This is a genomic window from Neorhizobium sp. 2083, assembly GCF_031455615.1.
In the GTDB taxonomy this organism is placed as follows: Bacteria; Pseudomonadota; Alphaproteobacteria; order Rhizobiales; family Rhizobiaceae; genus Neorhizobium.
The window spans coordinates 481,787-506,057 of the sequence record NZ_JAVDTC010000005.1 but is presented as its reverse complement, the minus strand read 5'-3'; the positions used below and the strand labels follow the sequence as shown (position 1 = coordinate 506,057).

Annotated in this window: 30 protein-coding genes; 17 read left to right on the top strand and 13 right to left on the bottom strand. The window is 61.9% G+C overall.

Translation table 11 applies throughout. The features are described from left to right. Positions 1-95 precede the first annotated feature (95 nt). From secY to J2X76_RS21745, 7 genes are all read left to right on the top strand, one after another. Entirely contained in the window at positions 96-1,436 is a 1,341-nt protein-coding gene (secY, locus tag J2X76_RS21775; protein ID WP_113129253.1) for a preprotein translocase subunit SecY, read from the top strand. Then, a complete protein-coding gene (locus J2X76_RS21770; RefSeq protein WP_113129254.1) occupies positions 1,433-2,083 on the top strand; it encodes an adenylate kinase in 651 nt (216 codons plus the stop codon). The genes secY and J2X76_RS21770 overlap by 4 nt, the downstream gene beginning before the upstream one ends. Positions 2,084-2,322: 239 nt before the next feature. Next, positions 2,323-2,691: a 30S ribosomal protein S13 gene (gene rpsM, locus J2X76_RS21765; RefSeq protein ID WP_037084707.1), complete on the top strand. Its 369-nt coding sequence runs from the start codon at positions 2,323-2,325 to the stop codon at positions 2,689-2,691. A gap of 121 nt (positions 2,692-2,812) precedes the next feature. Beyond that, positions 2,813-3,202: a 30S ribosomal protein S11 gene (rpsK, locus tag J2X76_RS21760; RefSeq protein WP_007766864.1), complete on the top strand. Its 390-nt coding sequence runs from the start codon at positions 2,813-2,815 to the stop codon at positions 3,200-3,202. Positions 3,203-3,400: 198 nt separating this feature from the next. Further along, positions 3,401-4,411, top strand: coding sequence for a DNA-directed RNA polymerase subunit alpha (locus J2X76_RS21755; protein ID WP_113129255.1), 1,011 nt, complete (start codon positions 3,401-3,403; stop codon positions 4,409-4,411). A gap of 135 nt (positions 4,412-4,546) precedes the next feature. Continuing rightward, positions 4,547-4,972 carry a 50S ribosomal protein L17 gene (rplQ, locus tag J2X76_RS21750; protein WP_038585860.1) on the top strand — a complete coding sequence of 142 codons (426 nt, stop codon included), beginning with the start codon at positions 4,547-4,549 and terminating at the stop codon, positions 4,970-4,972. Positions 4,973-5,148: 176 nt separating this feature from the next. After that, a complete protein-coding gene (locus tag J2X76_RS21745) occupies positions 5,149-5,730 on the top strand; it encodes a DoxX family protein (RefSeq protein ID WP_113129256.1) in 582 nt (193 codons plus the stop codon). Positions 5,731-5,835: 105 nt separating this feature from the next. Here J2X76_RS21745 and msrQ read toward each other — a convergent pair whose 3' ends face one another. After that, positions 5,836-6,501, bottom strand: coding sequence for a protein-methionine-sulfoxide reductase heme-binding subunit MsrQ (gene msrQ, locus J2X76_RS21740; protein WP_310219357.1), 666 nt, complete (start codon positions 6,499-6,501; stop codon positions 5,836-5,838). Positions 6,502-6,503: 2 nt separating this feature from the next. After that, positions 6,504-7,448 (bottom strand): protein-methionine-sulfoxide reductase catalytic subunit MsrP, encoded by a 945-nt coding sequence (msrP, locus tag J2X76_RS21735; RefSeq protein WP_113129258.1) that lies wholly within the window; start codon positions 7,446-7,448, stop codon positions 6,504-6,506. Between the two features lie 208 nt (positions 7,449-7,656). Between msrP and J2X76_RS21730 the strand changes: the two genes are divergently transcribed. Then, positions 7,657-8,067, top strand: coding sequence for a DUF4112 domain-containing protein (locus J2X76_RS21730; protein ID WP_310219356.1), 411 nt, complete (start codon positions 7,657-7,659; stop codon positions 8,065-8,067). 124 nt (positions 8,068-8,191) lie between these two features. Then, positions 8,192-8,512, top strand: coding sequence for a ribonuclease E inhibitor RraB (locus J2X76_RS21725; RefSeq protein WP_310219354.1), 321 nt, complete (start codon positions 8,192-8,194; stop codon positions 8,510-8,512). A gap of 25 nt (positions 8,513-8,537) precedes the next feature. Here the strand turns inward: J2X76_RS21725 and J2X76_RS21720 are convergent, their stop codons facing one another. Further along, the gene (locus J2X76_RS21720) at positions 8,538-8,726 is read right to left on the bottom strand and encodes a DUF1902 domain-containing protein (RefSeq protein ID WP_310219397.1); all 189 of its coding nucleotides are present in this window, start codon (positions 8,724-8,726) and stop codon (positions 8,538-8,540) included. A 219-nt stretch (positions 8,727-8,945) separates the two neighbouring features. Here J2X76_RS21720 and ilvD point away from each other — a divergent pair, with 219 nt between their 5' ends. The 3 genes from ilvD to J2X76_RS21705 all read left to right on the top strand — a co-directional run bounded on the left by ilvD (position 8,946) and on the right by J2X76_RS21705 (position 11,436). After that, positions 8,946-10,781: a dihydroxy-acid dehydratase gene (ilvD, locus tag J2X76_RS21715; RefSeq protein WP_113129260.1), complete on the top strand. Its 1,836-nt coding sequence runs from the start codon at positions 8,946-8,948 to the stop codon at positions 10,779-10,781. 101 nt (positions 10,782-10,882) lie between these two features. After that, positions 10,883-11,107: a DUF433 domain-containing protein gene (locus J2X76_RS21710; protein WP_113129261.1), complete on the top strand. Its 225-nt coding sequence runs from the start codon at positions 10,883-10,885 to the stop codon at positions 11,105-11,107. Positions 11,108-11,118: 11 nt separating this feature from the next. Continuing rightward, positions 11,119-11,436, top strand: a complete 318-nt coding sequence (locus J2X76_RS21705) for a DUF5615 family PIN-like protein (RefSeq protein ID WP_310219396.1) — start codon at positions 11,119-11,121, stop codon at positions 11,434-11,436. Positions 11,437-11,454: 18 nt separating this feature from the next. Here J2X76_RS21705 and J2X76_RS21700 read toward each other — a convergent pair whose 3' ends face one another. Beyond that, entirely contained in the window at positions 11,455-11,817 is a 363-nt protein-coding gene (locus J2X76_RS21700; RefSeq protein ID WP_113129263.1) for a lysozyme inhibitor LprI family protein, read from the bottom strand. A 37-nt stretch (positions 11,818-11,854) separates the two neighbouring features. Then, positions 11,855-12,235 carry a YkvA family protein gene (locus tag J2X76_RS21695; RefSeq protein WP_113129264.1) on the bottom strand — a complete coding sequence of 127 codons (381 nt, stop codon included), beginning with the start codon at positions 12,233-12,235 and terminating at the stop codon, positions 11,855-11,857. Positions 12,236-12,372: 137 nt separating this feature from the next. Here J2X76_RS21695 and J2X76_RS21690 point away from each other — a divergent pair, with 137 nt between their 5' ends. Continuing rightward, positions 12,373-13,773 carry a DegQ family serine endoprotease gene (locus tag J2X76_RS21690; RefSeq protein ID WP_113129265.1) on the top strand — a complete coding sequence of 467 codons (1,401 nt, stop codon included), beginning with the start codon at positions 12,373-12,375 and terminating at the stop codon, positions 13,771-13,773. Then, entirely contained in the window at positions 13,770-15,086 is a 1,317-nt protein-coding gene (locus J2X76_RS21685; protein WP_310219353.1) for a replication-associated recombination protein A, read from the top strand. Before J2X76_RS21690 ends, J2X76_RS21685 begins: the two co-directional genes overlap by 4 nt. 18 nt (positions 15,087-15,104) lie before the next feature. On the opposite strand, the gene J2X76_RS21680 is transcribed toward J2X76_RS21685, so the two are convergent. The 3 genes from J2X76_RS21680 to J2X76_RS21670 all read right to left on the bottom strand — a co-directional run bounded on the left by J2X76_RS21680 (position 15,105) and on the right by J2X76_RS21670 (position 17,178). Further along, positions 15,105-15,419 carry a DUF1883 domain-containing protein gene (locus J2X76_RS21680; RefSeq protein WP_113129267.1) on the bottom strand — a complete coding sequence of 105 codons (315 nt, stop codon included), beginning with the start codon at positions 15,417-15,419 and terminating at the stop codon, positions 15,105-15,107. Positions 15,420-15,859: 440 nt separating this feature from the next. Then, positions 15,860-16,879 (bottom strand): 2-dehydropantoate 2-reductase, encoded by a 1,020-nt coding sequence (locus J2X76_RS21675; protein WP_310219351.1) that lies wholly within the window; start codon positions 16,877-16,879, stop codon positions 15,860-15,862. 80 nt (positions 16,880-16,959) lie between these two features. After that, positions 16,960-17,178: a hypothetical protein gene (locus J2X76_RS21670; protein ID WP_113129269.1), complete on the bottom strand. Its 219-nt coding sequence runs from the start codon at positions 17,176-17,178 to the stop codon at positions 16,960-16,962. Positions 17,179-17,396: 218 nt separating this feature from the next. Here J2X76_RS21670 and ftsZ point away from each other — a divergent pair, with 218 nt between their 5' ends. Further along, positions 17,397-18,422 (top strand): cell division protein FtsZ, encoded by a 1,026-nt coding sequence (ftsZ, locus tag J2X76_RS21665; protein ID WP_113129270.1) that lies wholly within the window; start codon positions 17,397-17,399, stop codon positions 18,420-18,422. A gap of 151 nt (positions 18,423-18,573) precedes the next feature. After that, on the top strand, positions 18,574-19,356 hold the full coding sequence (locus tag J2X76_RS21660) for a class I SAM-dependent methyltransferase (RefSeq protein ID WP_310219348.1): 783 nt from the start codon (positions 18,574-18,576) through the stop codon (positions 19,354-19,356). 55 nt (positions 19,357-19,411) lie between these two features. On the opposite strand, the gene J2X76_RS21655 is transcribed toward J2X76_RS21660, so the two are convergent. Continuing rightward, complete coding sequence (locus tag J2X76_RS21655) at positions 19,412-20,347, bottom strand: hypothetical protein (RefSeq protein WP_310219346.1); 936 nt, start codon at positions 20,345-20,347, stop codon at positions 19,412-19,414. 1,216 nt (positions 20,348-21,563) lie between these two features. Here J2X76_RS21655 and J2X76_RS21650 point away from each other — a divergent pair. Next, positions 21,564-22,193, top strand: a complete 630-nt coding sequence (locus J2X76_RS21650; protein WP_310219345.1) for a porin family protein — start codon at positions 21,564-21,566, stop codon at positions 22,191-22,193. Positions 22,194-22,303: 110 nt separating this feature from the next. Here J2X76_RS21650 and J2X76_RS21645 read toward each other — a convergent pair whose 3' ends face one another. From J2X76_RS21645 to J2X76_RS21630, 4 genes are all read right to left on the bottom strand, one after another. Then, positions 22,304-22,939, bottom strand: a complete 636-nt coding sequence (locus tag J2X76_RS21645) for a hypothetical protein (RefSeq protein ID WP_310219395.1) — start codon at positions 22,937-22,939, stop codon at positions 22,304-22,306. A 412-nt stretch (positions 22,940-23,351) separates the two neighbouring features. Continuing rightward, a complete protein-coding gene (locus J2X76_RS21640; RefSeq protein ID WP_310219344.1) occupies positions 23,352-23,690 on the bottom strand; it encodes a helix-turn-helix domain-containing protein in 339 nt (112 codons plus the stop codon). After that, the gene (locus J2X76_RS21635; protein WP_310219342.1) at positions 23,671-23,949 is read right to left on the bottom strand and encodes a BrnT family toxin; all 279 of its coding nucleotides are present in this window, start codon (positions 23,947-23,949) and stop codon (positions 23,671-23,673) included. Before J2X76_RS21635 ends, J2X76_RS21640 begins: the two co-directional genes overlap by 20 nt. Before the next feature lie 30 nt (positions 23,950-23,979). Then, complete coding sequence (locus J2X76_RS21630; protein ID WP_310219340.1) at positions 23,980-24,168, bottom strand: hypothetical protein; 189 nt, start codon at positions 24,166-24,168, stop codon at positions 23,980-23,982. Positions 24,169-24,271: the final 103 nt, after the last annotated feature.

The window sequence follows — 24,271 nt, the reverse complement described above, 5'->3', positions numbered from 1 at the left end:
TCGCGCGCCCGGTTTTTGTGAACCTGAATTTTTAGACTGCTTTCCGGACCTGGCATTTCCCCCGCCGCCGGAGAATTGGTCGGGCGGAGAATTGCATGGCTTCTGCAGCGGAACAACTTGCCTCCAATCTGAATTTTGCGACCTTCGCCAAGGCGGAGGACCTCAAGAAGCGGCTTTGGTTTACCCTTGCGGCACTTCTCGTGTATCGCCTCGGCACCCACATCCCGCTTCCGGGCCTGAACCCCGAAGCCTATGCCCAGGCCTTCCGCGGCCAGGCCGGCGGTATCCTTGGACTTTTCAACATGTTTTCGGGCGGTGCAGTGGAGCGCATGGCGATCTTCGCGCTCGGCATCATGCCCTACATTTCCGCGTCGATCATCGTGCAGTTGATGACCTCGGTCGTGCCCTCGCTTGAAAACCTCAAGAAGGAAGGCGAGGCCGGCCGCAAGATCATCAACCAGTACACCCGCTACGGAACGGTGCTGCTAGGCACGCTGCAGGCCTATGGCATTGCGGCAGGCCTTGAAAGCGGCCAGGGCCTCGTGGTCGATCCGGGCTGGTTCTTCAAGCTTTCCACGGTCGTGACGCTGCTCGGCGGCACCATGTTCCTGATGTGGCTCGGCGAGCAGATCACCTCGCGCGGCATCGGCAACGGCATTTCGCTGATCATCTTTTCGGGCATTGCCGCCGGTCTGCCGACCGCCCTTGCCGGCACGCTCGAACTCGGCCGCACCGGCGCGCTTCCGACAGCGCTGATTCTCACCGTGCTCGTCGTCGCGATCGGCGTCATCGCGCTGATCGTCTTCGTCGAACGTGCCCAGCGCCGCCTGCTGATCCAGTATCCGAAGCGCCAGGTCGGCAACCGCATGTTCCAGGGCGATACGTCGCACCTGCCGCTGAAGCTCAACACCTCTGGCGTCATCCCGGCGATCTTCGCCTCGTCGCTGCTGCTCCTGCCGGCGACCGCCGCGGGCTTTGCCGGCAACGCCGGACTGCCGGCCTGGGCGACGATGGTTATCTCGGCGCTCGGCCACGGCCAGCCGCTGTTCATGCTGTTCTACGGCCTGCTGATCGCCTTCTTCGCCTTCTTCTACACGGCGATCGTCTTTAATCCGAAGGACACCGCCGACAATCTGAAGAAACATGGCGGCTTCATTCCGGGCATCCGTCCGGGCGAGCGCACGGCTGAATACATCGATTATGTGCTGACCCGAATCACGGTCATCGGCGCGATCTACCTTGTCTTCGTCTGCATCCTGCCGGAATTCCTGGTGGCCCGCACCGGCGTGCCATTAGCCCTTGGTGGGACTTCGCTTTTGATCGTTGTCAGTGTAACCCTCGATACGGTAGCACAGATTCAGGGGCACCTCATTGCGCAGCAGTATGAGGGTCTGATCAAGAAGTCGAAACTGCGCGGAGGAAAGAGGGGACGATGAGACTGATTCTTTTAGGACCGCCGGGCGCGGGGAAGGGGACCCAAGCCCAGCGGATCGTGGAAAAGCACGGAATTCCGCAGCTCTCCACGGGCGACATGTTGCGTGCGGCGGTCGCCGCCGAGACTGAGGTGGGCAAGCGCGCCAAGGCCGTCATGGACGCCGGCAACCTCGTCTCCGACGAGATCGTCAATGCGATCGTCTCCGAGCGCATCGACCAGCCAGACTGCGCCAACGGTTTCATCCTCGACGGTTTTCCGCGCACGCTCGTGCAGGCGGATGCCACCGAGGCGATGCTGAAGGCCAAGGGTCTCGAACTCTCCGTCGTCATCGAGCTGCGTGTCGACGACAAGGAGCTCGTGCGCCGCGTCTCGGGCCGTTATTCCTGCGCGAATTGCGGTACGGTCTATCACGACACGGACAAGAAGCCGTCGAGCGAGGGCGTCTGCGACAAGTGCGGTTCGACGCATTTCAAGCGTCGTCCCGACGACAATGCCGAGACCATGACCAAGCGTCTCGAGGTCTATTACAAGGAAACCTCGCCGCTGATCGGTTACTATCATGCCAAGGGCAAGCTCAAGGCTGTCGATGGCATGGCGGAAATGGACAAGGTCACGTCCGACATCGAAAATATCCTGGCGGCTCTCTGAGCCGTCATCGATCTGTTAAAGAATCTTGGGCGGAGCGGTTGCATTTCAGCGCTGATTCCGTTAAACACCGCGCCAACTCGCGACAGCTTTAGCGATCGGCGCGGATTTCCCGCAAGGACATCCGAGACCGGTCGTTTTGACCTGTTCCGTATGGTGTTTGAACTGGCGGCCTTCTATCGGGCTGCTTTCATGGAAGAAGTACCACTTGCCGGATGGCAACTGGAACAAGGAGAATAGGCGTGGCACGTATCGCTGGCGTCAACATCCCGACTGCGAAGCGCGTTGTCATCGCGCTGACCTATATTCACGGGATCGGCCCGAAATTCGCATCGGAAATCATGGAGAAGGTCGGTCTTCCGGCTGAAAAGCGCGTCCATCAGCTGACGGACTCGGAAATCCTGCAGATCCGCGAAACCATCGACCGCGACTACCAGGTCGAAGGCGACCTTCGTCGCGAAACCGCGATGAACATCAAGCGTTTGATGGACCTCGGCTGCTACCGCGGCCTGCGTCATCGCCGCGGCCTCCCGGTCCGCGGTCAGCGCACGCACACCAATGCCCGCACCCGCAAGGGTCCGGCAAAGGCGATCGCCGGTAAGAAGAAGTAATTTTCGGGTGAGCAGTGTTGGTGAGCGGTGACTAGTCCTGCTCGCCAACAGTTATTGATTGCTCGCCTGAAGGTGGAGCCGCTGGAATTACGGCGGTGCAGAGATCAACGAAAGGGATAAAATGGCCAAGGAAGCCACCCGCGTCCGTAGACGCGAGCGTAAAAATATCACGTCGGGCGTTGCCCACGTCAATTCTACCTTCAACAACACGATGATCACCATCACCGACGCACAGGGCAATGCGATTGCCTGGTCGTCCGCTGGTGCGAAGGGCTTCAAGGGTTCGCGCAAGTCGACCCCGTTCGCCGCTCAGATCGCTGCCGAAGACTGCGCCAAGAAGGCTCAGGAGCATGGCATGAAGTCGCTGGAAGTCGAAGTCTGCGGTCCGGGTTCCGGCCGTGAATCGGCTCTGCGCGCTCTCCAGGCTGCCGGCTTCATGATCACCTCGATCCGCGACGTGACCCCGATCCCGCACAACGGCTGCCGCCCGCGCAAGAAGCGCCGCGTCTGATCGTCGGAACTCGAAGAGGCTGCCGGATCTCTTGTTGAGAATTGGGCGGCCTCTCGTCTGAACTCGGGAATAGCCGCCTGATCCTCCCCGGAGGCTCGGCGGCTTTACCCATATCGCCGATGGACATCGTTCCGATCGGTGCTCCTCATGCTCGGTTGCCACGATTGGATGGTGGCAACGAACGGAAGGTATTTAGTGATGATCCAGAAGAACTGGCAGGAACTGATCAAGCCGAACAAGGTGGAATTTTCCTCCTCCGGCCGCACCAAGGTAACCCTGGTTGCCGAACCTCTCGAGCGCGGCTTCGGCCTGACGCTCGGCAACGCGCTTCGCCGCGTGCTTCTGTCGTCTCTGCGCGGTGCGGCTGTGACCGCCGTGCAGATCGACGGCGTATTGCATGAGTTCTCCTCCATCCCGGGCGTCCGGGAAGATGTGACGGACATCGTGCTCAACATCAAGGAAATCGCCATCAAGATGGATGGCGACGACGCAAAGCGCATGGTCGTGCGCAAGCAGGGCCCGGGTTCGGTCACCGCCGGCGACATCCAGACGGTTGGCGATATCGAGATCCTCAACCCGAACCATGTCATCTGCACCCTCGACGAGGGCGCCGAAATCCGCATGGAATTCACGGTCAACAACGGCAAGGGCTATGTTCCTGCCGATCGTAACCGTGCCGAAGACGCTCCGATCGGCCTGATCCCGGTCGACAGCCTCTATTCGCCGGTCAAGAAAGTGTCCTACAAGGTGGAAAACACCCGCGAAGGTCAGGTTCTCGACTACGACAAGCTGACCATGACCATCGAAACCGATGGCTCGGTCACGGGTGAAGACGCCGTTGCCTTCGCTGCCCGTATCCTTCAGGACCAGCTCTCGGTCTTCGTCAACTTCGACGAACCGCAGAAGGACGTCGAGGAAGAGTCGGTTACCGAACTCGCGTTCAACCCGGCGCTTCTCAAGAAGGTGGACGAACTGGAGCTTTCGGTCCGTTCGGCCAACTGCCTGAAGAACGACAACATCGTTTACATCGGCGACCTCATCCAGAAGACCGAGGCGGAAATGCTGCGCACTCCGAATTTCGGTCGCAAGTCGCTGAACGAGATCAAGGAAGTTCTGGCATCCATGGGCCTCCATCTGGGTATGGAAGTTCCCGCCTGGCCGCCGGAAAACATCGAAGATCTCGCCAAGCGTTACGAAGACCAGTACTGAAATCAACAAAGGCAGGTTTCGACTGCCTTTCCCCGTCAAACAGCGGGCCTCTGATCGAAAGATCGAAGTGCCCGTATGTGCCAGGAAACGGCAGGCCCTAGAAGAATTGGGTACCTGCATTAAAGGAGAATAGCCATGCGCCACGGAGTAGCCGGCCGCAAGCTCAACCGTACTGCCAGCCACCGCAAGGCGATGTTCGCCAACATGGCGGCTTCGCTCATCACCCACGAGCAGATCGTTACGACCCTTCCGAAGGCGAAGGAAATCCGTCCGATCGTCGAAAAGCTCGTTACCCTCGGCAAGCGCGGCGACCTGCACGCTCGTCGTCAGGCGATCTCGCAGATCCAGGACCAGGACGCCGTCAAGAAGCTGTTCGACGCCATCGCTTCGCGTTACGCAACCCGCAACGGCGGCTACCTGCGTATCATGAAGGCTGGTTTCCGCCAGGGCGACAACGCTGCCATGGCCGTCATCGAGTTCGTTGAACGCGATGTCGACGCCAAGGGCGCAGCCGACAAGGCACGCGTTGCTGCCGAAGCAGAAGCTGCCGAAGCCGCATAATTCTGTCCGCATCGTCGGAATTGAAAAAGCCGGGTGGAAACGCCCGGCTTTTTGCGTTTTCGGTCATTCTGACGGGTATTCCCACCGATCGACCGGGCAGCTTGACCTGCGTCAAGAGCTTCCCCCGCCAAAGCGATAAGGTCTCGGCATTGAGGCAAGATCGTGAGGTTACGAAAATGGTTGAACACGTAGTTTTTGAGAATGCGAAAGAAGAGCTCGTCATTCCCGCTTTGGCTCCCGTCTATGACAAGCTGGCGCAGCCCATGGCCTGGAGCATATTCCGGCTGGCGGTCGGCGGAATGCTGGTGATCGAGGGATGGCCGAAGATCATCGCGCCGCTCGCGCAGGTCGGTTTCGTCGAGAATATCGGCATGTATCCGGGCTGGTTCTGGTCGCCCTTCCTGGCCGCCCTGCAATTCTTCGGTGGCATGTTCATCGCCGCCGGCCTGTTCACCCGCCCCGTGGCGCTCGCCAATGGCGTCATGCTGGCCATGACGCTCTGGTTCCACGTCACGCACCCCTATGGCGAGGCTTTCCTGACCCCGGCCGGCATCGAGGCGCTGAAGGCAACCGGCCAGCAGCTGTTCACGCCGCAGGCATTGATGCGGCTGAAGGATGGCGGTCATGTCTTCCTGGAGCAGGTTCAGGGCAAGGCCGAACTGGCATCGCTGTTCTGGACCGGAGGCGCCTTCCTCTACGCCGCCTTCGGGGGAGGGTATCTGTCGCTCGACAGACTGCTGTTCCGCAAGCATTTCTGAGCGGCCGCGAAAGCGGCTGGATGCGAAAGGAGCCGGATCGATGGATCCGGCTCTTTGCGTTTGGGGGAATGCATCCGGATTGCGATAGACAATCCGTTCTGCGCGTCAGCCGTTCTGCCTGGCACTCCGGGAAGCTGCGGGCTTTGCCGGTTTGGCATTGCCCCTTTTCCAGTTCAGGACCGGCCGCCTGACCGCCCGGTAGGCGACCAGAAGCGCGATCAGCGCGATATGGATGAACGGCACCAGCGTCACCGATTTGACCGCCAGAACGTAGTGGAGCGCCCCGCCGGCGGCGATCAGGTAGATCAGCTTGTGCAGCTTGTTCCAGCCTTGGGCGAGCCTGCGGATCGACCAGTTGTTGGAGGTGACCGCAAGCGGGATCAGCAGCAGCAGGCAGGCAAAGCCGATGGTGATATAGGGCCGCTTGGCGATATCGCCGCCGACAGCGCCGAAATCGAAGCGCAGGTCGAGCGACACGTAGACCGCGAAATGCAGGAGCACGTAGTAGAAGGCGATCAGCCCGAGTGCCCGGCGATATCGCAGCCAGTTGATGCCGGCGAGGTCGCGCAGCGGCGTGATCGAAAGCGTGGCGATGATGAACCGCAGCGCCCAGATGCCGAGCTGGTGCTCGAACTCCTTGACCGGGTTGAAGCCAAGCCCGCCGGTCAGCCCGAGATAGAAATACCAGGCGGCCGGACAAAGCCCGATCACGTAAAGCGCCCAGACGCTGGCCTTGTGATAACGGCGGGGCAGGGCGGGGAGGCTCGCCATTCTCAATAATTCGCCTTCAGGTCGAGGCCGTCATAAAGGCTTGCCACCTGATCGGCATAACCGTTGAAGGGCAGGGTGGGGCGGCGGTTGGCGCCGAAAAAGCCGCCTTCGCCGATCCGCTGTTCCGTCGCCTGGCTCCAGCGCGGGTGATCGACTGCCGGATTGACGTTGGAATAAAAGCCGTATTCGCGGGCGTTGGCGTTCTTCCAAGTGGTTTCGGGCTGTTTCTCGACGAGCGAGATCCTGACGATCGATTTGATGCTCTTGAAGCCGTATTTCCACGGCACGACGAGCCGGATCGGCGCACCGTTGGCGTTCGGCAGCGTTTCGCCGTAAAGACCGACCGCAAGGATCGCCAGGGGATGGCGCGCCTCGTCGAGCCGCAGCCCTTCGATATAGGGCCAGGGCAGCGCCTGGAAAAAGCCGTTCTGGCCGGGCATTTCCTCCGGCCGCACCACGGTTTCGAAGGCGACGTACTTGGCGCTGCCGAGCGGCTCGACCTGGTCGAGAAGCGCAGAAAGCGGGAAGCCGATCCACGGGATCACCATCGACCAGCCCTCGACGCAACGCATCCGGTAGGTGCGCTCCTCGAGGTTCATCTTCATCAGTTCCTCGAGCCCGAATTGCTTCGGTTTGCCAACCATGCCGTCCACCTTGACCGACCACGGTACCGGCTTGAAATCGCCGGAATTGGCGGCCGGATCCTCCTTGTTGACGCCGAACTCGTAGAAATTGTTGTAAGTGGTGACCGCTTCCTTCGGCGTCAGCGTCTCGTCCAGCTTGTAGGCGCTCGGATTGGCTGTCAGCGGCGCGGCGAAAGCGCTGTCGGCACCCGCAAAGGCAAGCCCGGCCGCGGCCGCAGCGCCCATAAAATTCCGGCGTGACATGTAGATGTCGCGGGGAGTGATTTCGGAAGCCGCGATATGCGGCGGACGATAGGCGGGCATGCGAGTATCTCCTCTGCGGCAGCTTGTGCCTTCCTCATCCTATACGTAACGCGGAACCGAAAGGTTTCACAGCAGCGCCGGGATTATGCCGGACCACGTTTGCGTGAAAAACCGAAGGTTTGCGGATGGAAATGCGATCGATGGAACCCCATTTCCGATTATTCAGTTCTCATCATAGGGCCGTTCGCCCGACAGGAGGAGATTTCAGATGGCCGCACGCACATGGGATGCCGCAAGCCAGGATGCCTTTGCCGGTCGCGCCGAGAGATTGCGCCGCCTGCGCCGTCTTTCGGGCATTGCGAGGCTGATGGATACGGCGATCGGCATTCCGGGCACCCGCATCCGTTTCGGCGCCGATTCCGTCTTCGGCCTCATCCCGCTCGTGGGCGATGCGGGCGGCGCGCTGGTCGGCCTCTACATCGTCAACGAAGCACGCAGGCTGGGTGTACCCCCCGCAAAACTCACCCGGATGCTCGGCAATATCGCCGCCGATTCCATCGTCGGCAGCGTACCGCTCGCGGGCGACGTCTTCGACCTCTTCTTCAAGTCGCACCGCCGCAACGTCCAGATGATCCTCGACCATTTCGGCATTCATCCCGACGAACTGCGGGAGAGGTGAACTAGGCAAGAGTATATCGATTATCCGCCATTCATGTCGTATCGGCTCATGCTGGCTTAATCGTACTTCGATACGACTTGGAATCCTGATACGCTTAGGAAATTAATGCGCTTTGGAGGTGGGGATGTCGTTGTTTGCGGAGAATTTAGCGATTCTGCAAAAGATGGCATCCGACGGAAAGGACCTTACTTCGCCCCGATCCGTTGATTTCTGCCACGTTTTTCCAAGCAAGATAGCCGCTGACGCCTTCGCTCAGATGGCTGATGCTCAGGGTTTTGCCATTGTGATCGATGAGGTCGAGAGGGCAATGAACCCATGGGACGTTACGGCGTCAAAGGAGATCGCGCCCACTTGCGAAGCCATAACTGAAATCGAAGAAAGTCTGGATAAGTTAGCGCGGTCACACAACGGTCGCGCAGATGGCTGGGGCTTCTTTAACGTCTGATCACATCGGTTTATGAGTTCACGACCTAGTGAATCAGAGACGAGGTACCGTTGAGCTCTAGAAGGTCGGTGAGCGCGGCCTCCACTTTCGGCGCCAGCTCTTCCATTGTGTCGGCTTCGACGGCCAACCCCTCGATATCATTGCTCGTGGCGACCCACACGGAGGCTTCTTCGTCCCGCCTGGCGTGAACGATGATCGACATGATGGAGGTCATTGCTTTCTCCGTGTAGGCCTTGATGGGAATATAGAGGTTCGAGATCGGGAAGACAATTTCGGTCTCGGCCGGTCTTGCCAACCGTACCGCTTTGGCCTGTCATGATAGTGACACTCCGAGCACTTTGCGCTAGGAAAGCCGCAAAACCACGGGCTTTTGCGCGCGTCTCCGGAAAGCGGTAGACTGTGCCGGCCCGAACAAGAGATCGAGGACAACACCATGCCAGCTTACCGCTCGAGAACCACGACCCATGGCCGTAACATGGCAGGCGCGCGCGGGCTTTGGCGCGCGACCGGCATGAAGGACAGCGATTTCGGCAAGCCGATCATCGCGGTGGTCAACTCGTTTACCCAGTTCGTGCCCGGCCACGTGCACCTGAAGGACCTCGGCCAGCTCGTCGCCCGCGAGATCGAAGCGGCTGGCGGCGTCGCCAAGGAATTCAACACGATCGCCGTCGACGACGGCATCGCCATGGGCCATGACGGCATGCTCTATTCTCTGCCGTCGCGCGAAATCATCGCCGACTCGGTCGAATACATGGTCAACGCCCACTGCGCCGACGCCATGGTCTGCATCTCCAATTGCGACAAGATCACCCCCGGCATGCTCAACGCCGCGATGCGCCTCAACATCCCGGCCGTATTCGTTTCGGGCGGCCCGATGGAAGCCGGCAAGGTCGTGCTGAAGGGCAAGACCCATTCGCTCGACCTGATCGACGCAATGGTCGCCGCCGCCGACGACAAGATGAGCGACGAGGACGTCAAGGTTATCGAGCGCTCGGCCTGTCCGACCTGCGGTTCGTGCTCGGGCATGTTCACCGCCAATTCGATGAACTGCCTGACCGAGGCGCTCGGCCTGTCGCTGCCCGGCAACGGCTCGACGCTCGCCACCCATGCGGACCGCAAGCGCCTGTTCGTCGAGGCCGGCCACCTGATCGTCGATCTCGCCCGCCGCCATTACGAGCAGGAGGACTTTTCGGTCCTGCCGCGTTCGATCGCCACCAAGCAGGCCTTCGAAAACGCCATGGCGCTCGATATCGCCATGGGCGGCTCGACCAATACGGTTCTGCACATCCTCGCCGCCGCCTACGAAGGCGAGGTCGATTTCACCCTCGACGATATCGACCGGCTGTCGCGCCAGGTGCCCTGCCTCTCCAAGGTCGCGCCGGCCAAGGCCGACGTGCATATGGAAGACGTCCACCGCGCCGGCGGCATCATGTCGATCCTCGGCGAACTGGACAAGGGTGGGCTGCTCAACCGTGATTGCTACACCGTCCATGCCGAAACGCTGGGTGATGCCATCGATCGTTGGGACATCACCCGCACCAACAGCGAAACCGTCCGCAACTTCTTCCGCGCCGCTCCGGGCGGCATCCCGACCCAGGTCGCCTTCAGCCAGGATGCGCGCTGGGACGAACTCGACACCGACCGCGAGGCGGGCGTCATCCGCTCGGTCGAACATCCGTTCTCCAAGGATGGCGGCCTGGCAGTCCTCACGGGCAATATCGCCGTCGATGGCTGCATCGTGAAGACCGCCGGCGTCGACGACTCGATCCTGAAATTCACCGGCCCGGCCCGCGTTTTCGAAAGCCAGGATGCCGCGGTCAAGGCAATCCTCTCCAACGAGATCGTCGCCGGCGACGTCGTCGTCATCATCTACGAAGGCCCGAAGGGCGGCCCGGGCATGCAGGAAATGCTCTACCCGACCAGCTACCTGAAGTCGAAGGGCCTCGGAAAGGCCTGCGCTCTCATCACCGACGGCCGTTTCTCCGGCGGTACCTCGGGCCTGTCGATCGGCCATGCTTCTCCGGAAGCGGCCAATGGCGGCACGATCGGCCTCGTTCGCGAAGGCGACAAGATCGAGATCGACATCCCGAACCGCACGATCAACCTGGCGGTCTCGGAAGCCGAACTCGCCGAGCGCCGCAAAGAGCAGGACGCCTTCGGCTGGAAGCCGTCGCAGCCCCGCAAGCGCAATGTCACCACGGCACTCAAGGCCTATGCCGCATTTGCCGCGAGCGCAGACAAGGGCGCCGTGCGCATCCTGCCGGAGTAACGGATTAAGGCCAATCGCCAATTTAATGATCGAAAGCGCCGTCAGGTTCTCCTGGCGGCGCTTTATGTTATGCTGACATTTCCGCGTCCAAGGGATGAGAAATGTCCGAGCTTCATCGCATCACCGTTGATCCGCATATCTGTTCGGGACGTCCGACGATTCGCGGCCTGCGCATCCGGGTGAAAGATGTCCTGCAGTTGCTCGCTTCAGGGGCAACTCACGAAGAAATTCTGGAGGACTATCCGCTGTTGGAAGCGTTGGACATCGTTGCGGCTTTGGAATATGCCGCGCGCCAAAGCGATCATACCGTGCTGCGCGTCGCCTGATGCGTTTTTTGGTGGATGCGCAGCTACCTCCGGCTCTCGCCCGTTGGCTAACTGAGCAGGGGCATGAGGCCGAGCACGTCATCGATTGCGGCCTACAGTCGGCTCTCGACCTCGAAATATGGGATTTCGCCGAAGCCTTCGACGCGGTGGTCATCACCAAGGATGAGGATTTCGCTCAGCGCAAGGCGCTTTTGCAGTCAGGGCCGTCCATCGTCTGGATCCGCCTGCCGAATGCCCGCCGCCGCGATTTGCTCGCTTGGTTTGAGAAGGCCTTGCCGGAGATCATCAACGCGCTGGAACGCGGCGAGCCGCTTGTCGAAGTTTTGTGATCGAGCTTTATGCTCGCCTCACAACGGCCGATCCAAATTCTTGTAAGCCTCATCCAGCTGCTTCAGCCGATCGCCATACGCCGCCCTGATGCATTCCACATCCTCACCGCAGGACTGGCGTTTTTTCAGCCAGGCGCTCTGCTCGTCCTGCAGCTTGCCGCGGTTGCCCATCGCCATCAGGCTCGTCAGGATGTCGAACGTCGTCACCATCTTCACGTCGGCATCGTTGAGCGTGCGCGTATCGCAGATCACCTTCTCGTCGGCGGCAAGATTGGCCCGGTCGCAATCGAAGCTCGCAGCCGATGCGGTTCGGGGAAAGGCTGTTGCCGTCAGGCCGAGAAGAAGGCCGCTGAGGGCGATGGCGGGGATAAGATGTCTCATGGCTGCACTCCTGATCTCGATGCGCAACGCCTGGAGATCAGGTGAGTTCCAGAAGGCTCCAGAGCGCGAAGACGAAACAACAGATCCAGACGCCAAGAATGAAGGCGAAGCCGGTGCGGCTCACCGGGCGCTCCGCCCAGCGCTCCGCCTCCTGGCGGAACTCGCCCATCAGTGGCTCCGGTATCAGTCTCACCGCGAGCACGATGCCGAGCGGCACGATCAGCAGATCGTCGAGATAACCGAGCACGGGAATGAAATCCGGAATGAGGTCGATCGGCGACAGCGCATAGGCAGCGACCGAGCCCGCCACCAGCTTCGCATGCCATGGCACGCGGCGGTCGCGCGCAGCGAGCCAGAGCGCCAGAACGTCGCGTTTCAGCCGTTTCGCCCAGCCTTTCGCCTTTGCCAACCAGGTCATGTCTTTCTCCGCGTATCGGCCCTATATAGGGTGAAAACCTTGACGGTTTTCGCCATGGTTTCCGTTGTTCCGCCACCTTTTCTTTCTAGCGTCCCGCGCTACAAATCGATCCGGATTTTCTGAAAATGAGGACTTACATGCTGACCATGCTGAAGCGCGTGTCGACCGGCCTTCTCGCCCTTGCTCTCCTGATGCCCGTGGCGGCGGTCGCGCAGGAAAAGGTCGTGCCGCAGAGCCGTCAGGAAATGCAGCTTTCCTTCTCGCCGCTGGTCAAGCAGACGGCCGGCGCCGTCGTCAACGTCTATGCCGAGCGCGTCGTGCAGCGCCTCAATCCCTTTGCCGGCGACCCCTTCTTCGAACAGTTCTTCGGCCAGCGCATGCCGAACCGCTCGGAAAAGCAGTCGTCGCTGGGCTCCGGCGTCATCCTTGCTGCAGACGGGCTCGTCGTCACCAACAACCACGTCATCGAAGGCGCCGACGATATCAAGATCGCACTCGCCGATGGCCGCGAATTCCCCTGCGACGTGGTGCTGAAGGACGAGAGCGTCGATCTCGCCGTCCTCAGGATCAAATCGAAGGAACATTTCCCCGTCCTGCCGGTCGCCGATTCCGACCGTGTCGAAGTCGGCGATCTGGTGCTCGCGATCGGCAATCCGTTCGGCGTCGGCCAGACGGTGACGAGCGGCATCGTTTCGGCGCTTGCCCGCAACCAGGTCACGACCGGCGATTTCGGCTTCTTCATCCAGACCGACGCGTCGATCAATCCGGGCAATTCCGGCGGCGCGCTGATGAACATGAACGGTGAGCTGATCGGCATCAACACCGCGATCTTTTCGCGCGGCGGCGGTTCCAACGGCATCGGTTTCGCGATTCCGGCCAATCTCGTGAAAGTCTTCCTCGCCGCCGCCTCCCAGGGCAAGACCAGCTTCGAACGCCCCTTCGTCGGCGCGAGCTTCGACGCGGTGAATTCGGATGTCGCTGAGGCGCTCGGCCTCAAGACTGCTCGCGGCGCGCTGGTGACCCGCGTCGTCGAAGGCGGACCGGCGGACAAGGCAGGCCTCAAGCCCGGCGAAGTGGTGATTGCCGTCAACGGCATTCCCGTCGAACATCCCGATGCGCTCGGTTATCGCCTCACCACCGCCGGCCTCGGCAAGCAGGCGGAACTGACCGTCCAGACCAGTGACGGCCAGCGGAAGCTCAATCTCGCTCTCAACACCGCGCCGGAAACCACGCCGCGTGACGAACGGCTGGTCGAAGGCCGCAATCCCTTCGCGGGCCTCAGGATCGCCAATCTCTCGCCGAAGCTTGCGACGGAGATGCACATTCCGGCCGAAAAGAGCGGCGTGATCGTGACCGACGTGACGCGCAACTCTCCCGCCGCCCGCCTGGGCTTCCAGCCGAAGGACATTCTGATCTCGTTGAACGGCACTGCCGTCACCACCACCAAGGGCATGGAGACGATGCTGAACGACGATCCGGGTTTCTGGCGGGTCGAGATCGAGCGCGACGGTCAGCGCATCAGGCAGTTCTTTCGATGAGCGGTGATCTCTTCGCGCCGAAGGTTCCCGACGAGGTCGCCAACCGGCGGCCGCTCGCCGATCGCCTGCGGCCGAAATCGCTCGCCGAAGTCACCGGCCAGCCGCACCTGACCGGCGAGGACGGCGCGTTGCGGCGGATGATCGACAGTGGCTCGCTCGGTTCGATGATCTTCTGGGGGCCGCCCGGCACCGGCAAGACAACGGTGGCGCGGCTGCTGTCCGGCGAGGCCGGGCTCGCCTTCGAGCAGATTTCGGCGATCTTTTCCGGCGTCGCGGACCTGAAGAAGGTGTTCGAGACGGCGCGCCTGCGCCGCATGGACGGCCGCCAGACGCTGCTTTTCGTCGATGAGATCCATCGCTTCAACCGCGCCCAGCAGGACAGTTTCCTGCCGGTCATGGAGGACGGCACCGTCATCCTGGTCGGCGCCACCACCGAAAACCCGAGCTTCGAACTCAACGCCGCTCTCCTTTCGCGGGCCCGGGTCCTGACCTTCCGCAGCCATGACGAGGAGAGCCTCAGCGAGCTTCTGGCCCGTGCCGAACAGGCGGAGGCCAAGCCGCTGCCGCTCGACGAGGATGCGCGCGCCAGCCTGATCCGCATGGCCGACGGCGACGGCCGGGCCGTGCTGACGCTTGCCGAAGAGGTCTGGCGCGCTGCAAGGGAAGGGGAGGTCTTCGACACGACGGGCCTCACCCAGATCGTCCAGCGCCGCGCCCCGGTCTATGACAAGGCCCAGGACGGCCATTACAATCTGATCTCGGCGCTCCACAAGTCGGTGCGCGGCTCCGATCCCGATGCGGCGCTCTATTACCTGGCGCGCATGTTCGATGCCGGCGAGGATCCCCTTTATCTCGGCCGCCGGCTGGTCCGCATGGCGGTCGAGGATATCGGCCTTGCCGACCCGCAGGCGCTGGTTGTCTGCAATGCGGCCAAGGACGCCTATGATTATCTCGGTTCGCCGGAAGGCGAGCTCGCCTTCGCGCAGGCCTGCGTCTATCTGGCGACCGCGCCGAAATCCAATGCGGTCTATAACGCCTTCAAGGCCGCCACCCGGGCCGCCAAGGAAAACGGCTCGCTGCTGCCGCCCAAGCACATTCTCAACGCGCCGACGAAGCTGATGAAGGGCGAGGGATATGGCGAAGGCTACCGTTACGACCACGACGAGCCGGACGCCTTTTCAGGTCAGGATTATTTTCCGGAAAAGATGGGCCGGCAGACGTTTTACGATCCGCCGGAGCGCGGTTTCGAGCGCGACATCCGCAAGCGGCTCGACTGGTGGGCCAAGCTTCGGAAAGAACGGAACGCGAAGTGAAGTTCTTTCAAGAGCCGGTCAGGACGCCTGCTTCTGAGCCACGATATTGGCCGGCGCGCCAATCAGTTTGACCGAGGATTCGGCGAGACCGTGATGGCCTTCCATGTCGACGATTACGTGCCAATGGCCCGGTTCCGGTATGACCAGGCGGATGGGGGAACGTTTGGCGACCCCGCCGACATATTTGAAATCGAGCAGTTCGGTAAAGCGCTGGAAATTGGCGGCATTCATCAGGCGCACGTTGTTGACCGCATTCAACGTCACCTCGATTGCCGTCCCCGCGCGCTGCGGTTTCAGATCGTAATGAGTAAAGCGGAAATTCGGAACGGCCATTCCTGCCTCATCAATGCCAACATAGAAGTTCATCAATCTTAACGACACGTCGTTAACGAATGGTGGAACATTGCGGTTACCTATGTGTTTAGCACTTTGAACAGCAGCTTCAGTGCCGGCACAGTCCCCATGCCGCGCCGAAGACAACAGGCGGCTTTCGTCCCCTGCAGCCGCCGTACAACAATAAATTTTTGACCTCCAATCCAACTGTCCCGCCGCTTCCTCGCGGCGGGATTTTCTTTTGCATGAGAAGTTTGCGGATCGCGCTGCCGGCGCCGGCTTGCCGTCGGCGGTCCTGGACGGCAGGACCAATGAGCCGGCTGGGCGGAGGTTAGGAAGTGACCTCGGTCCCTTTGTAGGACGCCGGCTGCAAGCCGGCATCGTCTCTGTTTTTCAAATGCTTGTTCGCGTTTTTGGATTCTAATTTAGAAATACTTGAATCAATTTCTGAGGCTTTCGCGCTCGATCTGGGTTTCCCGGTCGAGCTGGACGGTCAGCGCCAGCACCGTCTCGCAGGTCGGTGTCGGCACGCCGGCGAGCTTTCCGAGCGCCACCACCATGCCGGTCAGGGACATGATTTCCAGAGCCTTGCCGGCAAGCAGGTCCTGCAGCATCGAGGTCCGGACCGGGCCGAAACCGCTTGACCGGTTGAGCTGTTCGTCGACGCTTCCGCTGAAGACCGCGCCGAGCGCTTCGCCGACGGCCCTGGTTTCGGTCATCACCTTGCCGACCTGTGCGACCAGAAGCGGATTGTTCATGATGCTGTCCATCCGGCCGCGGGTCAGCGCGCTGATCGGATTGTAGGCGGCATTGCCCATCAGCTTGGTCCAGATCGCGTCCCGGATGCGCTGGGTCGGCAGGATGTTGAGGCCGGCCCGGCCGAGAAGCTCCGAAATCGATGCGAGGTCCTGCGAGAGCTCGCCGGAGGGCTCGCCAAGGAAGAAACGGCCGTCGCCGTTGAGGCGGATGGTACCGGGCTCGATGACCTCGGCCCCCTGATAGGCGACGCAACCGATCACCCTTTCCGGCCCGACCAGCCGCCACAGCCTGCCGTCGGGATCGAGCTCGGAAAGCTGGCGTTCCGCATGTCCGCTTTCCACGTCTCCATGGAAATACCACCACGGTATGCCGTTGAGGATCATGATCACCCGCGTGCCGTCCTTGAGGAGGCTCGCAAGCCCCTCGGCCGCATCGGCGAGCTGATGGCCCTTGAGGCCGGTGATGACGAGATCCTGCTTCGGCAGTTCAGACGGATCGCTGGTCGCGGCGACACGCGCATTGAGCGGCGCGGCATCAGCCTCCCGCTCGACGGTCAGGCCTTTTTCGCGGATCGCGGCAAGATGGGCGCCGCGGGCCACGACGGAGACGTTCGCCTCGGTGCCGAGCCCGCTCGCGATCCTTGCGGCAAACGTGCCGCCGAGGGCGCCCGCGCCGTAGATGCAGATATTCCTGATGGTCATGAAATCCTCGCGGCACCCTGTTGCAGTGCGGCAGGTTTAGGACATCTTCGGCGCTCAGGCGAACGAGTTTTTGTGATGGATCAATGGGCCCAGCTGGCGGACACGAGCTCTGTCCGGCGAAGCTCGTCGATCGCAGTGACGGCGTCCTCCACCGACCAGCCGGCTTTGACGGCAGCGGCGATCATCTTGATCTCCGCCTCCTCTTCGAGCGCAAGAAAGAGCGGTTCGAGAGCCTCCTGAACGGTGAGGATATGTTCATCGGGGGCGGCGATGGACGTACGTGCAGCGGACGTAGACATGATACGCTGGGCTCCTCTCTCTTTTGTGATCGAATCCTCACAATTGCTCTGAACGAAAAAAGTTCCACGCAACTTGTGGAAAATTTCGTTCAGCCGCTTTCTGCGCGGCGGAGCTTGTTCTTTCGCCAAGCCTCTGCCTTGTTGCCCAGCTAAAATACATGTGATTCGGGTGCCACCAGGCCGCCCGGCCGGCGGGTGCCGATGCCAAGGAGATTGCGATGACGGACGGCAAGAAATACCAGATTACCGAAATGCGGCCGAAGATCACCGTGATCGGTGTCGGCGGCGGCGGCGGCAACGCCATCAACAACATGATCGCCGAGGAGCTGGAGGGCGTCGACTTCATCGCTGCCAATACCGATGCCCAGGTTCTGGCGACCTCCAAGGCCTCCCGCCGCATCCAGCTCGGCGCCCACGTGACCGAAGGCCTCGGCGCCGGCTCGCTGCCGGAAATCGGCCGCGCTGCGGCGGAAGAATCGATCGACGAGATCATGGATCACCTGTCCGGCTCGCATATGTGCTTCGTCACCGCCGGCATGGGCGGCGGCACCGGCACCGGTGCCGCGCCGATCATCGCCCAGGCCGCCCGCAATGCCGGCATCCTGACCGTCGGCGTCGTCACCAAGCCGTTCACCTTCGAAGGCAACCGCCGCATGAAGACGGCCGATGCCGGCATCGAGGAACTGCGCCGTGCCGCCGATACCGTCATCGTCATCCCCAACCAGAACCTTTTCCGCATCGCCGATGCCAAGACCACCTTCGCCGACGCCTTCATGACCGCCGACAAGGTCCTGTTTGCCGGTGTCGGCTGCATCACCGACCTGATCGTCAAGGAAGGCCTCATCAACCTCGATTTCGCCGACGTGAAATCGGTGATGAAGGGCATGGGCCGGGCGATGATGGGCACCGGCGAGGCCTCCGGCGACGGCCGCGCTCTGCTCGCGGCGGAAGCTGCGATCGCCAACCCGCTGCTCGACGACATCTCGATGAAGGGTGCAAAGGGCGTGCTGATCTCGATCTCCGGCGGTTCCGACATGACCCTGTTCGAGGTGGACGAGGCCGCAAGCCGCATCCGCGACGAGGTCATGGATGATGCCGATATCGTCGTCGGCGCGATCTTCGACCGCAGTCTCGACGGCAAGTTCCGCGTCTCGGTCGTCGCCACCGGCCTCGACGGCGGCGAAGCGGGTGTTGCTCCGGGCACTCCGGCCGACATGCAGCCTTACCAGCGCACGCTGCAGTAACGTCCGACGCCTCTGGGCGGAGCCTGTTCCGATCAGAACCTTCCGGCGGTTGTGCTGCCGGAAGGTTTTTTCTTTTGCCCCCACCGTCTTCCCTTTGTCATCCGTCGCGGATATAGCTCGCCGCCCAACCGACGATTGAGAGGAGACGAGCATGGATGCGACTGATGTCGGCGCCCATTGGGAGGGCAATGCCGAGACCTGGACGATCTATTCGCGGGCGGGTTACGACAAATATCGCGATGCGCTGAACACCCCGGCCTTTCTCGATATGCTGCCGCCCGTCGCCGGGCTGAAAGGCCTCGATCTCGGCTGCGGCGAGGGTACCAATACCCGCGAAGTCGCGCGGCGCGGGGCGGAAATGACCGGGCTCGACATCGCCCCGACCTTCATCCGCTACGCCCGCGAGACCGAGGCCGCCGATCCGCTCGGCATCGATTACGTGCTCGGCGACGGCCAGGTGATCGACTTCCCGGACGACAGCTTCGATTTCGTGACCGCCTTCATGTCGATGATGGACATGGCCGACCAGCGCGAGGTGCTGAAGGGCATTTACCGGGTGCTCAAGCCCGGCGGCTTCCTGCAGTTTTCGATCCTGCATCCCTGCTTCGTGCCACCGACGCGCAAGAACATCCGCGACGAGACCGGCGAGGCGGTGGCGGTGCAGATCGCCGACTATTTCGACGAGGCGGACCGGATCGATCGCTGGCTGTTTTCGGAAATTCCGGCCGAGGAGCGGGCCGGGCTGACGCCTTTTTCGGTGCCGCGTTTCCACCGGACGCTGACCACCTGGGTGTCGATGATCATCGACGCCGGACTGGTGATCGAGGCCTTCGGCGAGCCGATGGCGTCGGAAGAGGTGGCGCTGGCGGAACCGGTCGTCGCCGATACCCGCGTTGCGCCGATCTTCCTGCATATCCGGGCCGGCAAGCCTTGAGATACGAAAAGAGCGACCGCATGCTCTGCGGCCGCTCGTTGTCATCATTCGACGATCAGTAGCGCGTCGAAACAAGCAGGTCTTCTTCCTCGTCCCGCTGACGGCCGCCCAGTGCGGCGGCTGCGCACGAGATGAACGCGCCGACGAGCAGCGACAGCGAGCCGACCAGCGCGGTCGTGGCAGCTGCCTTGCGGGCCTCGTCCGCGGCCTGTTGGGCGGCGACCTTGGCGTCGTCGATCCGCTTCAGGACAGCATCGACGCGGGCGCGGGCTTCCTGCGGCGAAAGGCCGGTGCGGGCCGCGACGATCGTCGCCAGATAAGCCTTGTCGTCTTCGGGCACGCCGCCCTTTACCGCGCCGTTGAGCAGAATGCGCGACACTTCCGCGGTTGCTGCCCCATCGTCGTTCTGGGCACGCGCCTGGGCCTGCTGCGGACGCAGGAGCGCATCGGTGAAGTAGGACGTCGCCATGTCGATGCCGCCCGAGGACGAATTGCCCGCCGATGAAGTGTCGGAAGAGGCGGCTGCCGCTGCCGATCCCGCAACGCCGGCAGTCGCCGCCGCCGAACCCACCGCCTGCGCGCCGGCGCCGGCAAGCGAACCGAGCGAAGAGGCGAGGAAGCCCGCCACGAACACCGTCGCCACGGCCCAGGATACGAAACCGTGGGCGGTATCGCGGAAGAACACCTCGTCGGTATGGACGGCGGCCCATTTGGTGCGCAGCCGGCCGGTCAGATAGCCGCCCAGCGCGGCCGAAAGCCATTGCACCACCACCAGCCAGATCGCCGCGCTGATGCCGACCGTCGCGGCCGAACTGCTTTCACCCGACCAGGGAGAGATCATGGTGAGGCCAAGGCCGGAGCCGAAAAGAATGAGGATGAGGCTGATGCCGATGGCGGCCACCGCGCCGCCGAAGATCGGCCCCCATGCGATCGCGGATCTTGACGATTCCACCGGAGTTGCGACCGCGGAGCCCGCGGATGAAATGGGCATGTTTACCTCCTCAGCGCATGAAGAGGACGAGAAGGATGACGATCGGTAGTGGGATGCCGAGAAGCCAGAGCAGAATGCCGCGTCCCATGGTGAACCTCCTGAAAGATAACGGTTTGTTGATCTTGATTGCGTCCTTCCAACACGCCGGATGACCATTGGTTCCTGTGGCTCGGATATTTGCCGGTTTTCACCTCCTGGGGTTGGTTCGCAAGCCGTCTTCGCTCGGTGGGGTAGGGGAAAGGACACGCCTTGTCGTTCACGCGCGATCTCTCGCCGTGGTATGGATCATGGTTCGGACGGGGCGCTGAAAGCTGCCTCTTAAGTTAGTTTATAGGTGACACCTCTCAGCGACCCGTTCGGCGGTTTATGCCCGCGACTGCGGTCCCTCTGCCGTGGCTTTCCCGGACGGAATGTCGCCGCCGGTTGCTCCGATTCCCTCGGGTTAAACCCGAGGGTCGGTCGGACTTCAGGAATCCGGCGAAACCATCCGGGTCGACCACCCTGTGTGCCGCACAGGCACGCCCGGCGCGCTCTTTCGGGCATCAAGAGACGAAGGCTCGGTCCGTTTGCCTCCATCTCTCCCCGTGTCGCCGGAGGGAGACCATTTTCCGCGAACCCCGGATGGAAGGACTTACGTCGTTTCCTCCCACTCGGCGCCGGTTCCGCCTCGCCGCAACGCCTTGCGGTGTATCCGCGACGGAACGGGGGGATTGTAGGCATGGGTTGGGAGGGCGGGGATGACGTGGAGGTTAAGTGTTTGACGGAGCTGAGAGGGAGGTGCCGAATATACCCGGATAGGGTGGTGCCTGGAGGGTGGATCCTCGGGTCGAGCCCGAGGATGACGACCTGAGAGCCCGAGGATCACGGAGGAAGGGGCGGAGCACACCACCCATCGGCGTCATCCTCGGGCTAGACCCGAGGATCCAGCCGCGATACGCCCGCAGAGAGCCGTTGGTGGCGGTTCCGCTTCGTCCTCGGGGGGGGGGCGAGAGCCTGCTCCCGACACTGTTACACTTGTTGATCGCGTATCTCGCCGCCGCGGCCTGCGGGTTAAGAGAGTGTTTATAAATTCGTGAAAAATGAAGGGATATCTGCCGGTGGTCCGGGCCTGAGGGGCTTGGGTGGGATGACTGTGGCTGCCGGGCGATGCGTAACCTTTTGAGTAACCGCCTGCATGTGTTCGAGACGCGGGCGTCTGTACGGAGTAACCAAGATCATGAACAAGAAGCCATTCGCCCTGGCGATCTTCGCCGCATTCGCCGCCACGCCCCTCTGGGCCGCCGACCTCACCTCCTATTCGGAACCGCCGACCTATAACGAGCCAGCAGGTGCGCCGAAGGCTGGCTGGGGTGGCGCCTATGTGGGTGCCGATCTCGGCATGGCATCCCGCAAGCTGAACCCGTTCGACGGCGACAAGGGCCTCCTTCTCGGCGTTCACGGCGGCTACAACATGGACCTCGATTCCGGCGTCGTCGGCGGCGAAATCGAAGCCTCGCATCTCGGCAACACGGAAAGCCGCGTCCCCAGCGGCAAGATCACCGAAAAGGGCCGCGTCGCCGCCAAGGCCAAGGCCGGCGTCGGCTTCAACCAAACCCTCGTCTACGGCACCGCCGGCGTCGCGCTGACCAGCTTCGGCGGCAAGAACGGCACGTCCGGTCCGGACGGCTGGAAGCCGGGTTATGTTCTGGGCGCCGGCGTCGAGCAGAAGCTCACCGACAACCTCTCGGCCCGCTTCGAATACAACTACACCATGACCAACGACGTCCGCAGCTCGGCGGGCGGTGCCAGCGCGCGCACCGACGTGGTCGACCAGACGCTCAAGGCCGGCGTGAACTACAAGTTCTAGGATAAAGGCCGTCCGACTCCGCCTGACGTGAAGGCGGGGTTTCGGGCGCAAGAATCGCAAAGCGCCGCGCACCGGAATGGCGCGCGGCGCTTTGGTTTTGATCGCTGGCCTTAACGCACGGTCTCTGTCACGGTCTCCGTATCGAGCTTGTCGCGAACCTGGTCGATCCTGCCGACGGTGGGGCCGACGCCCAGCGTATCCTGTGCCCATCCGAAGGCTTCGTCGCTGACGGGGGCGCCCGCGAAATCCTTCAAGGCCTCCCGCAGCGCCGCTTCACCGAGCTCTGGATCCGTCGCCGCGGGCTCGATGCCGTTTTTCAGCTCGTATTGCGCATAGGCCGTCACATAGGCAGAGAGCGACGCCATCCGCGGATCGTTGCTGTTGAGGTAGGCGTTGTAATTGCGCTTCAGGGAGTTCAGCCCTGCCAGTTTCGAGGCCGGTTTGGCTTTCTCAACGGGCACCGCCTTGGCGACCTGCCGGCCGGCATCCTTTTTCGTCCGCTCCTTGCCCGAGCCGAGACTGGCCGATATCGAGCGGCTCTTGCCAGAATGGCCATGGCTGGCGGCGCCGCGGTCCGCGGCCTTGTCGCGCCCACCGCCATTTCCGCCGCCGCCGTTTCCACCGCCATTGCCGCCACCGTTGCCGCCTTTGGCGAATGCGGGCCCGGCAAAACCGGCGACGCCTCCGCCAGCGGATACCGCGGCGAGTGCCAGGACGACGATGCCGTCCCTGAGGACCTTGTTCATCTTCACCGATCTTCTCCTTCTGCCGTTCGGAAGCCGAGGGACTCACCCAAGCCTCATGCTTTCGCGTGTCATAGCAGTCTGGCGCAGCGGCCCCTATAAATCCATGGGACTAGGACCAAAGAGCTCGGCTTCGGGACCAAGGTCGGAACAGGGCGGGACCTTGGTCTCAGGTGGGGCTTGCGCTTACTGCAAGGTCTCGCCGCTTCGACTGGAATGCCGCCGGTTGGTTCTCCGCCCGAAGTTGAGGACGCCCGTCTCAAGATTGAATAAAACCGCGTGTTTCCGCTGGATAGAGATCAGCAGCAGAACATCAAAGATGCTGAGATACGCATTGCCCGCACGCCTACCGGTGTGTCCGGGATAGAATGGGGTAGGCGCAGGTTTAGGGGGAACGGAAGGCGGATTTTTCGGGTCAGGCGCTTTTGCGCAAGGCGGCGGCGGTGCCGTCCGGGTCGACGGCGATGACCTTGAGATAGGCTTTCGCCGGCTGGTCGGGTTCCGAGCGGCCTTGCTCCCAGTCGCGCAGCGTGCCGAGCGGAATTCGGTAACGGGCCGAGAATTCTTCCTGGGTGAGCCTGAGTGCGCGCCGGATGACTTTGACCTGCGGCATACGGGGAGCGGCACGGAGTTGCTCGCCCGTCATGGGCGGGTTATCGGGATCGGACAGCGCGTTCGCCTCGGCCTCCTCGTCGGTCATGGCATCGACGCGAGCCCAATCGGATTGCGGTGTCTTACCATCTTGCATCGTCATACTCCCGGCGTTCCGGTCGCGTTGCCTTTCGGGCGGAGATGAGACGGATCGTTTCACCGCGCTCGGTATAGATGACAGTCAGGAAGCGACCATTGCCGAGCCCGATGATACGTCGTCTAATCTCACCGTAATCCATCGACCTGTCTTCGGTATCGAAGGCGAATGGATCCCGAAAAACGGCAACGGCCGCGGCAAAATCGACGCCGTGTTTAGCGAGATTTGCCGCGGCCTTCTGATTATCCCATTCGAACTCTAGCATGGGAAGCTACGGGTTTCCAGTAGTTTATCGCTAGGAGTTGTCGGTATCCCGACCATCAGGCTCCGTCGCAACACCTTTGAATTTACCGCCCGATTGCTTCACTTCCATGAAGTGGCCAGTGCGCTCATCGCGTTTCTGGAAATGCCCATCAGGGCGTTCGAATTGAGTGCGTCCGGTAACAGCACCACGTCGAAAGTTATCACCAGTATTTCGCGCCATAATCATCTCCGATGGCTTTAAACTGCCAAAGCTACCTCGACTCTGATTTCTCTAATCCCATATACTAACCATGCTACAGGCAAGGGATGTGAGTCTCTTCGCC